A 14825-nucleotide genomic window follows, 5' to 3' on the forward strand; every position below is an offset into this window, starting at 1 on the left:
CATCTCCGAGATTGGATTCCCTTGCTCAACTCGTGCAGATTGACGAAGAACCAGCGGTCATTCAGGAATCCCGCGGTCTCCCGCTTCGTCCGCTCGAACATCTCGTCGTAGAACCCCGGCTTGAGCGCCCGCCAGACCATCCCGCGCTCGTCCTTCATGCGCCCGGAAAGCTCCTCCCGGATCGGTTGCCAGATCACCATGACCGGCACGCCGTCGAAGTCGCGCTTGATGGAGCGCAGGCTGTGAACGAGCCGCGGTACGACGTTCTCGTCCACCACCTGCTGCGGACTGTCGGTCCGCTGGCCGCGCGCTGCCGTGTAGCTCGACCACGCCCGCTGCTTGAAGTGCTCCCAGCCCCAGGCCAGCTTCACGCCGAGGCCGATGCTCGTGCGGCGCATGGTGTTCGGCATCAGCCTCACCAGCCAGGCCAGGCCCGGCGGGTACTCGTCGCCCCGCATCGCCAGCGAGAACGCGTCGAGGTCGCCGAAACCGGCAAAGGCGTCGGTCCAGTCCGAGTGGTTGAGCGGCACCCAGAACTCGTTGCGGCCGACGTACGCGAGGATCAGGTCGGGCTCCAGCGCGTGGCCCCACTGGTTGAGCGCCAGGTAGTTCTGGTAGATCGTGCTGCCGCCCATCGCGAGGTTGATGACCCGGACGTGGACGCCGCGGCCGGCCAGCCGTTCGTTGAGCGCCCGCTCGGCCAGCGAGTAGAACATCCGCTCGTTGCGCGTCGCGCCCCAACCCTGCGCGCCGCTGCCGCCGATAAGGATGATCCGGAACTCGTCCGGCGCCTTCGGGGGCGGATCTTCCAGCGAGAAGTCAATGAAGAAGCCCTTGTCCCCCGTCCTGACGTCGAAATCGGCATCGGGCGTGTACAACTCCCACGGCATGGGCCCGCGGTGATGAAAGTTCGGCTGCACGTGAAAACCGTCGTAGGGGAACAACTCGAGGGAGCGGATCGTCAGCTCGGTCGAACTGACGTCGGCCCTCGTCGTCGACGCCGCGCGGCGGGCCACGACGCCGTCGATCAGCCTCAGGCCGCCGGCAAGGAGCAGGACGAGCGAGATGACCCAGGCCAGGAAAGCCAGCGCCTTCCTGGTGCGGCGCCCGGGAGCCATGTCGAACCGGCGCACGGCGCCTCCTACACCCTGACCTTGACGCTCATCTCCCGCCGCGCCTCGCGCTCCGTGTCCCGGCGCTTGATCGCCTCGCGCTTGTCGTGGAGCTTCCTGCCGCGCCCGACGCCGATCTCGACCTTCGCCAGCCCGTTCTTGAAGTAGATCTTCAGCGGCACGAGCGTCAGCCCCTTCTCCTTGACCTTGCCGGTGAGCTTGGCGATCTCGCGCCGGTGCAGCAGGATCTTGCGGCGGCGCTTCGGGTCGTGGTTGTTGAGGTTGCCGAAGGCGTAGGGCTGGATCTGGCAGTCGACGAGCCAGGCCTCGTTGCCGCTGATGGCGACGAACCCCTCCGCGATGCTCGCCTGCCCCGCGCGCAGGCTCTTGACCTCGGTGCCCGTGAGCGCAAGCCCGCCTTCGAGCGTCTCGAGGATCTCGTACTCGTGGCGCGCCCGCTTGTTGACGCAGACGATCTTTTCGCCAGGCGGGGCCGTCTTTCGGCCTGTGACTGCGGTGCAATCCTTGCCCGCGCGAGCTCCGACGAGTGCGGGGGGATACTCTCCCTGCGGCGGGCACCAGCCCGCCTCAGTCGCGGCTCGTCGCGCGCCTTGTCTCGGCTCGAAATACGGCTCCGCCTGCAACGTCCCTCATCCCTCTTGGCTGAAGAGGCGGCCGAGCAGCTCGTGGCCGCGCTCGACCGCGAGACCCGTCTTCGCGACCTCGGCCTCCGTGAAGCGTGCCGCGCCGGCCCCCGCCGCGCCGGGCCGCGGCCAGATCGCGAACGGCACCGGCTCGCCGACGTGCGAGCGGCGCGCGATCGGCGTGTAGTGGTCCGGCGCGACGAGCACCCGGTGGGGCCCGAGCCGCGCCAGCCCGGGCAGCGCCGTGCCGAGGAACTCGGCGTCGATGCGCTCGAGCGCACGGACCTTCTCTGCGGCCTCGCCCGCGTGGCCGGCCTCGTCGGGAGCCTCGATGTGCACGAAGACGACGTCGTGGCGCGCCAGCGCCGCCAGCGCGTGCTCGGCCTTGCCGCGGTAGTTCGTCTCCACGTAGCCCGTGGCGCCCGGCACCGTCACGCGCTCGAGCCCCATGAGCACGCCGATGCCGTTCACGAGGTCGACCGCAGAGATCACCGCCCCGCTCAGGCCGTGCCGCTGCGCGAACGGCGCGAGCGCCGGCCGCCGCCCGGCTCCCCAGAACCAGAAGTTGTCCGCCGCCGGCAACCCGCGGCCGCGCCGCTCGCGGTTGACCGGGTGCAGCAGCAGCCAGGGGTGCGCGAGCGCCATCAGGCCCAGCAGGTTCGGGCCGGCCGGCCCCTGCGGCAGGTGCGGCGCCAGCGGCTGGCCGGTGATGTCGTGCGGCGGCACGAGCTTCGCGTCGGTCGAACCCCCGCGCCACACCAGCAGGTGCCGGTACCCGACGCCGGGGAACAGCTCGAAGGCGGGCAGGAAACGCTCGGCGTAGAGGTCGCTCTCGCGGAAGTCCGCGACGATCCGCCGCCCCTCCTCGGTCGAGATGTGGCCGGCGCTGTAGTCGGCCATCACGGCGCCCTCGTCCTCGACCGCGGCGCCGCCCGTCGAAACGAGGTTGCAGCGCACGGCGACATCGGCGTCGGCGAGCGCGACGCCCATGCTCGCGGCCTCCAGCGGCGCCCGCCCGGTGTACACGGCCGCCGGGTCGTTGCCGAAGATGCTCATGCCGGCGACGTCGCTTCCCGGGTCCATCCCGTCGGGGACGGTGCGCACGCGCCCGCACTCCCCCTCGCGGGCGATGCGGTCGAGGTTCGGCGTCGCCGCGGCCTCCAGCGGCGTCCTCCCGCCGAGCGCCGGGACCGGCCAGTCCGCCGCCCCGTCGGGGATCAGCACCAGGTATTTCATTCGCCGCGCTCCACGCGGATGCAGAGCGGGGCGCCGCTCACCGTCGGCAGCCTGGCGACCTCGTCCAGCGCCGCCCGGATCGCAGCGCCGCGCGCTTCGTGGGTCATGAGCACGATCGGCACCGCGCGCCCCTTCTCGCGCTCCTTCTGGATGACGCTCGCAATGCTGATCTCGTGCCGCGCGAGGATTCCCGCCACGTTCGCGAGGACGCCCGGCCGATCGAGCGCCTGGATCCGCACGTAGCAGGGGCTGACGACCTCGTCCAGCGGGAGGACCGGGCGCGTGGGGGCCACGGCCACCGGCGGCGCCGCCGGGGCGCCCTTCCCCGCCCGGACGCGGCGCGCCAGTTCCATGACGTCGCCGACGACCGCGCTCGCGGTCGGCAGGCTCCCCGCGCCGAGCCCGTAGAAGAGCGACGGCCCGACCGCGTCGCCGCGCACGTAGATCGCGTTGAAGGCGCCGCCGACCGTCGCCAGCAGGAAGCGCGCGGGGACGAGCGTCGGGTGCACGCGCACCTCGATCGGCCCGCCGGCGTCCTTGGCGATCGCCAGCAGCTTGATGACGTAACCGAGTTCGCGCGCGTAGGCGATGTCCAGCTTCGTGACCTTCGTGATCCCCTCGGTGTGCACCTCGCCGGTGCGCACGCGCGTGCCGAACGCCAGCGAGGCGAGGATCGCCAGCTTGTGCGCCGCGTCGTGCCCCTCGACGTCGAGCGTCGGGTCGGCCTCCGCGAAGCCCAGCTCCTGCGCCTTCTTGAGGACCGAGCCGTACTCCATCCCCTCGTCGGTCATCCGCGAGAGGATGTAGTTCGTCGTCCCGTTGACGATCCCGTGGAGCGACTGGATGCGGTTGGCGGCCAGCCCCTCGCGCAGGGCGCGGATCACGGGGATGCCGCCGCCGACGCTCGCCTCGAACCCGATCGCGCCGCCGCCGGCAGCCGCAGCCCCGAAGACCTCCTCCCAGGAGTCGGCCAGCAGCGCCTTGTTCGCCGTGACGACGCACTTGCCGCGCCGCAGCGCCTCGAGGATGAAGCCCTTCGCCGGGGAGATGCCGCCGATGAGCTCGACCACGATCGGGACCGCCGGGTCCTCGACGACCGCGCGCGCGTCGGCCGTGAGCAGCCCCGGGGGAATGGCGACGCCGCGGTCGCTCGTCGTGTCCTTGTCGGCGATGCGCGCCAGCTCGAGCGGGAAACCGAGCCGCTCGCGGATGATGTCCGCGTTCTCCTGGAGCACGCGGACGACGCCCTTGCCCACCGTCCCGAAGCCGATCAGGCCGACCTTGACCGCATCCATGCCACGCCCTCGTCCCGTCCGGCCCGCGCGGGGACGGAGGGTTCGCTCAAGTGTTCAAGAATGAGACTCAACAGCGGGGGGATTATAGCATTCGCGCGCCCGAACCCGGCGCCGGATGGGACTGGGGGGGGTGCCCCGGACGCGCATCCGGCGCGGGATGGTTCCCCGCGCCGGAGACCGTCGATCGGGCCGGGCGCCCTAGCGGAGGGCGGTCCTGACCATCACCGCCACGCCGATGAACGGGAAGGCGATGATGTACGCCAGTCCGATGAAAGGAGCCGCGAAGAACAGAAGAACGTTCTTCGCCACGCTCTCACTGCCGTGCGCCGCCGCCTCTGCCGCTGCCACCGAACCGCTGTGCCGTCCGAGTCCCACCGCCTCAACCATCGTTGCCATGACCGCTCACCTCCTCGGTGTTTGTGTTCTTGCCCTTCTCTACAGCATCAATCGTGCCAGCGGTGGGCAGCGGCCCGGTTCATGGATAACAAACATGCAATATCAATGAGTTAGCACAAACATCAGTCCGACGACTGAATCGGACTGTTCTGATCAAAGAGGCGGAATGTACAAGGAATATGTTCTTACTGACAAGGTGCCTTGCGATACATTTCTTTTAATTTCAGATAGATAGGAAACAACGAGCATGTACAGATTATCTATTCATGGTACATCCGGAGTCTCGTCCTTCCCCTCGGCCTTCTCCTGGGCTGCGCAGCGGTCGAAGACCCGCTCGCGAAACAGGATGTAGCGCACCAGCTCCGCCATGTCGAAGACCAGGTGCGGCTCTGCCGGCTCCGCGCCGGGCGGGATCTTCTTCGCCGCCATGGCCTCCCGGAAGGCATCGAGCACCCGCCGGTCACGCCCGTCGGACGTGAACCGGCCCACGAACTCCTCTTCATCGAGCAACCCGAACGGGAAGTGCTGCACGAGGAACTGCCGCCGCCGGTCGTGGTAGAGCAGCGGCACCGGGACGATCGCGTCGAACTCGCACCCGGGGCAGTCGAAGCGGTTGATCTTCGCCTCGAAGAGCGCCTCGCGCGCCTCCGGGTCGGGCTCCGCGTCGATCGACTCCCAGAGCGTGATGGTCTCCGTCCGCCCGCAGCGCGGGCACGGGATCTCCTCGTCTCGCTTGATGGACATGAGCTCTCGCCCTCCCCGCCGCAATTCCGGCGGCGCGAGCATACCACCATCCCGCCCGGGCGGTTCAAGGCCCGGCGGCGGAAAGAGCTGGCTCCCTGCGCGCGCTGAAGCGCCCTCAGCCCGCGCTGTCGGCCGACGGCCCGTAGCAGAACGGCAGCGGCACGTCCCGCAGCCGCAGGTAGACGCCGAGCTGCGCGCGGTGGTGGATCAGGTGGCTGAGGACGAAGGAGCGCAGGACCGCACCCCGCGGCGCCGTGAAGAAGACCTGCGCGCCGCTCCTGAGCGACCACGCCAAGGCCAGGTCGGCTTCGGTCGCGCGCGCCAGCGCGGCGCGGCCCGCGGCGGCGTTGGCGTCGAAGCGCGCCAGCAGCTCGGCGGTGGTGGCGAAGGCGGGGGGCTGCGGCATCGTGGCCACGTCCACCTCGGTGGTCGTCAGCGTCATCGCCAGCCACCAGGGGAGGGCGGCGATGTGGACCGCCAGATCGCCCAACGGCATCGACTTCGCGTGCGGTCTCCAGCCCGCGTCGCGCTCGGGGATGCGCTCGAGAAACCTGCGGGTCGTCGCGATCTCCTGGTCGTACTCGGGGAGCATGGAATCCCTCACTGCCATGGTCACCTCCGTCGCCGTTCGCGGCGTCAATTGGAGCATACCAGTGACCGCCGCGGGCGGGCTCGGCTCCAGCTCTACGCCCTCTCGCGCTCGGGGCACGCGGGGGCACGTCAGGGCACGAGCGCGGACTCGTCCCACACCCTCACGTCGTCGAAGATGGTCCTGGTCCTCGAAGCCGCCAATCCTGCGCCCCCCCTCGCAACACTCGGCAGTACTCCCAAGAGGAAACGGTAGGCCGCTACGGCCCTAAGTCCGGCACCCTCATAAACGCGAACCCAGCCGCTGGGGTAGATCTTCACCGTGAGCAGTATGCTCCTGCCGATGGCATGGCTCCTCGCCACCCTCCTCTTGACGCCGCCGGCGACGCCACCCACGTTTCCGGTCTGACCGATCTGGACTTCCGTCCCGGTGATCCTCACCCAGCGATAGTGCTTGGGGTCCGTGTAGCCGAAGACCAGGCTGGCGTTCGGCCACGCCCCGGAGCCCGCCGAGGTGATCTTCACTCGTGCCTGCATCATCCCGGCGCCGATGGGCCTGGCCGACGGATCAAGGGGCGCAATCCTCGCGAGGTTGGTCAGCGTCAATGATCGCGCCGCGTAGACCCCGGCGCTCGCAAGCCAGCTTCCGGAAACCCTTCTCCAATCCGTGAATGCCGCCCCATCTGAGAAGTCATCGCGGAATATCGGCCCCGTGGGGTTGCCGACCGTGATCGTGATCGTCTCGGAATCGGTTGAAGACTCGTCCCTGACGGTGAAGGTCACCGGATAGCTGCCCGCCTGATCGTAGCCCGGGGTCCACGAGAACGCGCCGGTGTCCGGATCAAGAACCGCCCCCGAAGGCATGGCGGCCGCGCCGTATTCCAGGGTGCCCGAGTCCGGGTCATTCGCGGTGAGCGAGAACTGCAGCGCCTTTCCCTCGGTTGACGCCTTGTCGCCGACAGGGCCGAGGACCGGCGGCAGGTTTGCTGTCCTAAAGCTCCACCGGGCGCCCGCGTCGGCGTCCGTCGTGCCGCTGGCATTCCTGGCACGCACCTGCCAGGAGTAGGTCGTGTTCGTGTTCAGCCCGCTCACGCCGACACTGGTGCCGGCGTCGGCGCTTGTCCACCCCCCGGGGCAGATGTCGCCGCCGTCCGTGTCGCAACAGTATTCGTAGCTGGTCGCTCCGCTGCTCGCGCTCCAACTCAGCGTCAGGCTGGTCGCCTGGCCGGTGGACGCGTTGACCGGCGCGTTCTTGGGGAAGGCCCCTGGGGGATCGCTTACTGCTATCGTCACCGTCGCCACGCTCGAACTCACCGTCCCGTCGCTTGCCTGGTAGCTGAACGTGTCGCTCAGGGCTGCCGACCCGTCGTGCACATAGCTGAAAGAGCCGTCCGCGTTCAACGTCAGCGTCCCGTGCAGCGGGTCCGACACCTTCACCGCCGCCAGTGCATCGCCGTCCACGTCCGTGTCGTTGCCCAACACCCCCGGAGCGGGCTGGGTGAGCCAGCCCCCTCGCTGCACGACGTGGGCGTCCGCCGCTGCGATCGGCGCGTCATTCACCGGCAGAACGGCGATGGTGAAGGACCGGGAGGTCGTCGCCGCACCGTCGTCGACCGAGACGGTGATCGTCACGTGCCCGCTCGCGTCGGCCACGGGGGTGAAGGAGAGGCTCCCCGTGGCCGCCGGGCTCACATAGGTTACGTCCGGGCCCGGAATGACGTCCGGGTTCGAGGAAACCGCCGTCACGGAGAGGGTCTGGCTCTCTCCCGGCCCCGCGCTGATCCCGCCAAGGTTCACCACCTGTGCCGCCGAATCCTCGTCGATCGTCACATCCTCGACCGGGTCGAGCGTGGGCGGGTCGTCGACCGTCTTCACGCTGGTGGTCGCGGCGGCCGTGTTGTTCGCATCGCCGGGAGGCGGGTCGCCGGTGCTGGCGGCAACCGAGGAAGCAGTGACCAACACGGTGCCCTCGGCGAGATCGGCGCCGGCGGCCACGGTGATCCTGAAGACGGCGCCAGCGCCCGGAGCCAGGGAAGCGGCGGTGTTTGTCAGCGGGCGGCCGGAGCCGAGGTCAAAGGCCGGGCCCGCTGTCTGCGCTTGAGAGACAAACGCCGTGCCGTCGGGGAATGTCGTCGCCAGCACGACGTCGCGCGCGACGCTTGGTCCGTTGTTGGTCACCGTCAGGACGACGTCATACGTCCCGCCGGGTTCGACGGTATCAGGAGAGGTCGCGCTGACGGCCAGATCCGCGGCAGACGCCACGGTCTGCGTCCAGGACGCGACGTCGTCCTCCGGATGCAGGTCCGGTGTGGTCGAAGCGGCCTGGGCACCGAGCGTGAGCGCAGCCCCCGCTTCGACGGCCGGGTCGACATCGAGCAGCACCGTGAACTTGTGCTCCACGCCGAGGGTCGCGTAGGGGCGGGAGAACACGATCTGGCCGGTGCCCCCCACGGCGGGGGCGGAGATCGTCCAGCCCGGGCGGTCCGCCCGCGCGTCCGCGAACGTGCTGCCGGCCGGTACCGCGGTGGTCACGCTCACGTCCTGTGCGGTGTTTGGCCCCGCCGTGCTGAAGGTGATCCAGAACAACGCCTTCTTTCCTGCCGTCGCCGCTGTCGTGCCGGCCACGCGCAGCCGGAGATCGGAGTGCACGGCGGTGCGGAACACATCCAGGGCGCCATTGCCGTCGCCGTTCACGAGGTTGGTCGCGGCGCTCGTGAACACCACCTGCCGGCCATCGCCGCTGATGGCCGGATTCGTGGCGGCGCCGTCCCCCGCCTCGCCTGCCCTCCCCACGCTGACGAGATCGAGAGTCCCGAGGCGCAGATCCTTGAGGAAGACGTCACTGAAGATGTTCGTGTCGTTGCCTGCAAGGCCAGGGCCTCCGTTCGAGAAGACGACATATCTCCCGTCAGCGCTGATGGCAGGAGCCGCGCAGTCGAGGATCGCCCGCTCGCCATAGGTGCCGGTGCTCGCGATCCTCGTCGCCCCCGTCTGGAGGTCCTTGACGAAGATGTCCTGCCAGGTGTTCGTGTCACCGCTCACGAGGTTGTTCGCCGCGCTCTGGAAAGCAACGAAGCGACCGTCGTAGCTGAGGACCGGAAGGTCGGAGGAGCCGTTGGCCTGGGCACCCGCGCTGCTGGTGCTCGCCCGCACCGTGACGCCGGTCTCCCGGTTCTTCACGAAGATGTCGGCGGCCCCGGTGTCGCCGTCAACGAGGTTGCCGGCCGCACTCCGGAAGGCCACGGAGCGGCCGTCGCCGCTGACGGCGGGAAAATACGAGTCGCCGTTGGCCTCGGTGCCGCTCGAACCCGTGCTCTCCCTGGTGATCGCGCCGCTCAGCCGGTCCTTGATGAAGATGTCCGATTTCCCGTTGACGTCGCCCGGCACGAGATTGGAGGCGAGGCTCGAGAAGGTGACGATGCGGCCGTCATGACTGATGCCGCCGCAGGCGGAACCGCCGTTCGCCTCCACGCCGGAGCTGTCGGTGCTGACCCGCGTGGTGCTCCCCGCCAGCAGGTCCTTCACGAAGATGTCGGCGGTGGCGTTGGTGTCGCCCTCGACGAGGTTGCCGGCATAGCTCGAGAACAGGGCGTACCGGCCGTCGCCGCTGATGGCGCACCCGTTGGCGAGGCCGTCGGCCTGGACGCCGGCCGAGTCCGTGCTGACCCGCGTGGTGACCCCGGTCTGCATGTCGCGGACGAACACGTCCCAGGTCCCGTTGGAGTCCCCATCAACCAGGGTCGCGGCCCGGCTGGTGAAGAGCACGAAGCGCCCGTCTTCGCTCGCCGAGAGACCCGAGGACCGGCTGTCCCCCGGAACCGAGAACAGCATCACCACGGTGGCGTCCCGCGCGGAGGCGAGGGCGAGCGACCCCGTCACCGTGTCCTTCACGAAGACGTCCGCGACGCCGTTGGCGTCTCCAGCGACGAGTCCGGCGTCCTTGCTCCAAAAAGCGACGCGACGTCCATCGGCGCTGATCGCGGGGCTCCCCGAGTTGTCGGACGCGGCCACGCCGTCGGCGGCGGCGCTGAGAATCGTGATGCTCCCCGAAAGGAGGTCCTTGAGGTAGACGCGGTCGCGGGCGTAGAACGTCCCGTCGACCAGGTTGGTCGCAGCGCTCCTGAAGACGACATGCCGCCCGTCGGTGCTGGAGGCCTGGGCGGCGAGCTCGTTCGCGGCGACGCCGTCCGCGTTCGTGCTGGCGCAGACGACCGCACCGGTTTGCAGGTCCTTGACGAAGACATTCAGGCAGCCGCCCGCGAGGTTACTCGCATAGCTCCGGAACGTGACGTAGCGGCCGTCGGCACTCAGAAAAGGCTCCGCGGAGTCCCCATTGGCTTGGGCGCCATCCGGCGTGGTGCTCGCGCAGGTGACCAGCCCCGTCTGCAGGTCCTTGACGAAGAGGCCGCCATTCGCCCCTGCCGTCAGGTTCAACGCGCCGCTTTCGAAGGCGACGTACCTGCCGTCCGCGCTGATGGACGGGGAGCGCGACCAGTTGTTGCCGCGCACGCCGCTGCTGTTCGTGCTGGCGCAGACGGTCGTCCCGGTCTGCAGGTCCTTGACGTACACGTCTTCCAGACCGTCGACGTCACCCGGGACGAGGTCCGTGGCCGCGCTGGTGAAGGCCACGAAGCGGCCATCGGCGCTGATCACGGGTTCCCGAGAGTCGCCGTAGGCCTGGGCGCCCCCGCTGCCCGTGCTCACCCGGACGAGGGTCCCGACCTCCAGGTCCATACGGAAGATATCGGTTGTGCCGTTGGTGTCGCCATCGACCAGCGTCGAGGCGGCGCTCTTGAAGACCGCGTAGCGGCCGCCGGAGGCGAGAGCGCCCTCGTCGGAACAGCCGTCCCCCTCGGCCGCGGCGCTGCCGACGCTCACCCGCGCCGTGGTGCCGGACTGGAGGTCGCGGACGAAGACGTCGCAGGTGGCATTGGTGTCGCCGCTCACGAGATTGGACGCGACGCTCGTGAACGCCACGTACCGGCCGTCAGCGCTCAGGGCGGCCTTGCCGACCCCGTCGCTGGCGCCGCTTGCGGTGTTGCCCAGGAACGCCGGGTCGGTCACTCCCGAGACCAGTTCGACGGCGCGGAGCGGGCAGGGGAAGCTCCCCAGGGCGAGCAGGCCCGCGAAGCACAACACCGGGATGCCGACAGTGCTGGTGCGGCGACCGGCGACCCGCGGTGAGCTGCCCGCGATACGGGACATGAATGTGAATATTAGCGAAAGAATCCCGAGAATTCCAGGGGGATTCCGGATTCTGAACGCTGCCGCCGGCTCCATGCGCCAACGCCACGGCCAGGGATCCTTTGCCGCTAAGAGCGGATTGTCTCAGTGCAGGGGGCCGGCCCTCAACAAGCCGTGCGACGCATGCGGTGCACCATTTCGTCCAGCTTCTGCAGGAAGAGGGAGCGCTCGCGCTTCGCGAACGGCGCCGGGCCGCCCCCGGAGATCGTCCCGGCCTCGCGGAGGTCCGCCATCAGGTTGCGGGTCGCCAGCGCGTCGCCGACGGAGTCCTCCGTGTGCACCTTCCCACGCGGGTCGATCGCGCCCGCCCCGGCGGCGACGCAGCGCGCTGCCAGCGGGATGTCCGCGGTGACGACGATGTCCCCGGCGCGGGCGCGCGCGGCGATCCAGTCGTCCGCGGAGTCCAGCCGGCCGCCCGCGACGATTTCGAGCCGGACGGCGCCCCCGTCGGGCAAGCGCATCCGGGAGTTCGCGACGAGGACCACGGGGATGCCGTAGCGGGCGGCGACCCGGTAGACCTCCTCCTTGACGGGGCAGGCGTCGGCGTCGACATAGATCGTGCTCACGCGCGGTGTAGCTCCCGCGCCCGGTAGGAGCTGCGCACCAGCGGCGCCGCGGCGACCCGCGCGATGCCGGCGGCGCGGCCGGCGTCCGCGAGCGCCGCGAATTCCGTCGGCGCCAGATACCGCTCCACCGGCAGGCTCGTGGCGCGCGGCTGCAGGTACTGGCCGACGGTCAACACCTCGACGCCGGCGTCCGCGAGGTCGCGCATCACGGCGACGATCTCGGCGGGCTCTTCGCCGAGGCCGACCATGAGACCGGACTTCGTCGGGACGGCGACGGCGATCTCGCGCGAACGGCGCAGCAGCGCGAGCGAGCGCCCGTAGTCGGCGCCGGGGCGCACGCGCGGGTAGAGGCGCGGGACCGTCTCCACGTTGTGGGCGAGGACGTCCGGGGCTGCGGCGAGCACCGTCTCGAGCGCCCCCGGCGCGCCCGCGAAGTCGGGGACCAGGACCTCGACGCGCGCCCGGGGGACGGCCGAGCGGACCGCGCGGATCGTCGCCGCGAAGTACGCCGCGCCCCCATCCGCAAGGTCGTCGCGGGTCACCGAGGTCACGACCGCGTAGTCGAGCCCGAGCCGGGCGACGGCCGCGGACACCGCGGCGGGCTCGCCGGGGCCCGCCGGCGCGGGGGCCCCCGTGGCGACGGCGCAGAAGCCGCAGCGGCGGGTGCAGCGGTCGCCGAGGATGAGGAACGTCGCGGTGCCCGCGCCGAGGCACTCGCTGATGTTCGGGCAGCGCGCGGACTCGCAGACGGTCGCCAGGCCCAGCTCGCGCATCAGCCGCCGCACCGCGTGGCCGCCGGCCGGGTCGCGAGCCGTCGGCAGCACCCAGGCCGGCTTGCGCATGGGCGCATCGTGACCCGCCGGCGGCCGGCCTGTCAACGCCGCGGGGCGGTCTCTTGCGTCCGCCTCTCGTCGAGCTGCGTGCGGGCCTCGGCTCAGCGGCCGCACGGCACCGCCCCGCCGCCGCGGGCACGCAGGGCGAGACGAAAGTGAACAGGCGCCCCCGGGCCGCGGCCCGGCACCGTCACGGGGACCCGGGCGGCGGATGTTCGCCGCTGATTTTGCTTGACAAATCCGCCTCAGATCACTACCTTTCCTCTTCTTCATTCCGTGTCCCCGCGCGACGGGGACGCCGCGACGACCTCCCCGCCACGACAGAGGGGGATTCGCTGCGGCACGACGGGCGGGCTTGGAACAGCGGGCCGCGGGTGGCGGCCGGGGAACGGAGCAGATGAAAGAGCTGGAGAAGGTCAGGAACATCGGCATCAGCGCGCACATCGACTCGGGCAAGACGACGCTCACCGAGCGCATCCTCTTCTACACCAAGCGCATCCACGCCATCCACGACGTCAAGGGCAAGGACGGCGTCGGCGCGAAGATGGACTCGATGGAGCTCGAGCGCGAGCGCGGCATCACGATCCAGTCGGCCGCGACCAACTGCTCCTGGGGCGAGCACACGATCAACATCATCGACACCCCCGGGCACGTCGACTTCACCATCGAGGTCGAGCGCTCCCTGCGCGTGCTCGACGGCGCGATCCTCGTGCTCTGCTCCGTCGGCGGCGTGCAGTCGCAGAGCATCACCGTCGACCGCCAGATGACCCGCTACAAGGTCCCGCGCATCGCGTTCGTCAACAAGTGCGACCGCACCGGCGCCAACCCCGAGCGCGTCGTCGCCCAGCTGCGCGAGAAGCTCGGCCACAACGCCGTCCTGCTGCAGATCCCGATCGGCCTCGAGGCCGATCTCGAGGGGGTCGTCGACCTCGTCGAGATGAAGGCGCTGTACTTCGACGGCGAGAAGGGCGAGAGCATCCGCGTCGAGGAGATCCCGGCCCGGCTCGCCGCCGACGCCGCGAAGAAGCGCGAGGAGATGCTGGACGCCGTCTCGATGTTCTCGGACGAGCTGATGGAGGCGATGCTCGAGGGCGCGCCGACGCCGGCGCAGATCCGCGAGGCGGTGCGCCGCGGCACCCTCGCGCTCAAGCTCACCCCCGTGCTCGTCGGCTCGGCCTACAAGAACAAGGCGGTGCAGCCGCTGCTCGACGCGGTCGGCCACTACCTCCCGAGCCCGCTGGATGTCGAGAACGTCGCCCTGAACCTCGCCGAGGCCGAGAAGGAAGTGAAGCTCACGGCGGACCCCGCCGACCCGACGGTCGCGCTCGCCTTCAAGCTCGAGGACGGCCGCTATGGCCAGCTCACCTACATCCGCACCTACCAGGGCAGGCTCACCAAGGGCGACACCATCGTCAACTCGCGCACGGGCAAGAAGGTCAAGGTCGGCCGCCTCGTGCGCATGCACGCCGACGAGATGGAGGACATCGACTCGGCCACCTCCGGCGACATCGTCGCGCTCTTCGGCATCGACTGCGCCTCGGGCGACACCTTCACCGACCCGGCGGTCTCCTACTCGATGACCTCGATGTTCGTGCCGGCGCCGGTCATCTCGCTGGCCGTCGTGCCGAAGAACCACAAGGCGCAGGACAACATGAGCAAGGCGCTGAATCGCTTCTCCAAGGAGGACCCGACCTTCCGCGTCCACGCCGACCCGGAGACCAACGAGACGATCATCTCGGGCATGGGCGAGCTGCACCTCGAGGTCTACCTCGAGCGCATGCGCCGCGAGTACGGCGCCGAGGTCGAGGCCGGCAAGCCGCAGGTCGCCTACCGCGAGACGATCACGCGGCGCGCCGAGTTCAACTACACGCACAAGAAGCAGACCGGCGGCTCGGGCCAGTACGGCCGCGTCGCGGGCTTCATCGAGCCGCTCGAGGAGGGCGAGCAGAACTTCTCGAAGGCCCTCAATCGCTTCACCAAGGAGGACCCGACCTTCCGCGTCCGCCGCGACGAGGAGAGCGCCCAGACGATCATCTCCGGCATGGGCGAGCTGCACCTCGACATCTACCTCGAGCGCATCAAGCGCGAGTACCACTGCGAGGTCGAGGTCGGGAAGCCGCAGGTCGCCTACCGCGAGACGGTGAGGCGCCGCGCGGAGTTCAACTAC

The 14825-nt window shown here is 69.8% G+C and carries 11 protein-coding genes; 1 reads left to right on the forward strand and 10 read right to left on the reverse strand.

The features are described from left to right. From VI078_09245 to lipA, 10 genes are all read right to left on the reverse strand, one after another. The coding region (locus VI078_09245; protein HEY5999466.1) for an SGNH/GDSL hydrolase family protein at window positions 1-1133 on the reverse strand (1133 nt) is incomplete at its 3' end. Between the two features lie 8 nt (window positions 1134-1141). Continuing rightward, window positions 1142-1756 (reverse strand): SsrA-binding protein SmpB, encoded by a 615-nt coding sequence (gene smpB / locus VI078_09250; protein ID HEY5999467.1) that lies wholly within the window; start codon window positions 1754-1756, stop codon window positions 1142-1144. Window positions 1757-1762: 6 nt separating this feature from the next. After that, window positions 1763-2992: a cofactor-independent phosphoglycerate mutase gene (locus tag VI078_09255; protein ID HEY5999468.1), complete on the reverse strand. Its 1230-nt coding sequence runs from the start codon at window positions 2990-2992 to the stop codon at window positions 1763-1765. After that, window positions 2989-4287: a homoserine dehydrogenase gene (locus tag VI078_09260; GenBank protein ID HEY5999469.1), complete on the reverse strand. Its 1299-nt coding sequence runs from the start codon at window positions 4285-4287 to the stop codon at window positions 2989-2991. The genes VI078_09255 and VI078_09260 overlap by 4 nt, the downstream gene beginning before the upstream one ends. A 198-nt stretch (window positions 4288-4485) precedes the next feature. Continuing rightward, complete coding sequence (locus tag VI078_09265; GenBank protein ID HEY5999470.1) at window positions 4486-4683, reverse strand: hypothetical protein; 198 nt, start codon at window positions 4681-4683, stop codon at window positions 4486-4488. A 264-nt stretch (window positions 4684-4947) separates the two neighbouring features. Further along, entirely contained in the window at window positions 4948-5427 is a 480-nt protein-coding gene (locus VI078_09270) for a CpXC domain-containing protein (protein HEY5999471.1), read from the reverse strand. A 115-nt stretch (window positions 5428-5542) separates the two neighbouring features. After that, window positions 5543-6037, reverse strand: coding sequence for a DinB family protein (locus tag VI078_09275; GenBank protein HEY5999472.1), 495 nt, complete (start codon window positions 6035-6037; stop codon window positions 5543-5545). 110 nt (window positions 6038-6147) lie between these two features. Continuing rightward, entirely contained in the window at window positions 6148-11220 is a 5073-nt protein-coding gene (locus VI078_09280) for an Ig-like domain-containing protein (GenBank protein ID HEY5999473.1), read from the reverse strand. 143 nt (window positions 11221-11363) lie between these two features. Next, the gene (locus VI078_09285) at window positions 11364-11825 is read right to left on the reverse strand and encodes a YaiI/YqxD family protein (protein ID HEY5999474.1); all 462 of its coding nucleotides are present in this window, start codon (window positions 11823-11825) and stop codon (window positions 11364-11366) included. Next, window positions 11822-12667 carry a lipoyl synthase gene (gene lipA / locus VI078_09290; protein ID HEY5999475.1) on the reverse strand — a complete coding sequence of 282 codons (846 nt, stop codon included), beginning with the start codon at window positions 12665-12667 and terminating at the stop codon, window positions 11822-11824. The genes VI078_09285 and lipA overlap by 4 nt, the downstream gene beginning before the upstream one ends. A gap of 388 nt (window positions 12668-13055) precedes the next feature. On the opposite strand from lipA, the gene fusA reads away from it, so the two are divergent. Next, on the forward strand, window positions 13056-14825 hold a 1770-nt coding region (gene fusA / locus VI078_09295), incomplete at its 3' end, for an elongation factor G (protein ID HEY5999476.1).

This window comes from bacterium, assembly GCA_036524115.1.
Taxonomy (GTDB): domain Bacteria; phylum JAUVQV01; class JAUVQV01; order JAUVQV01; family DATDCY01; genus DATDCY01.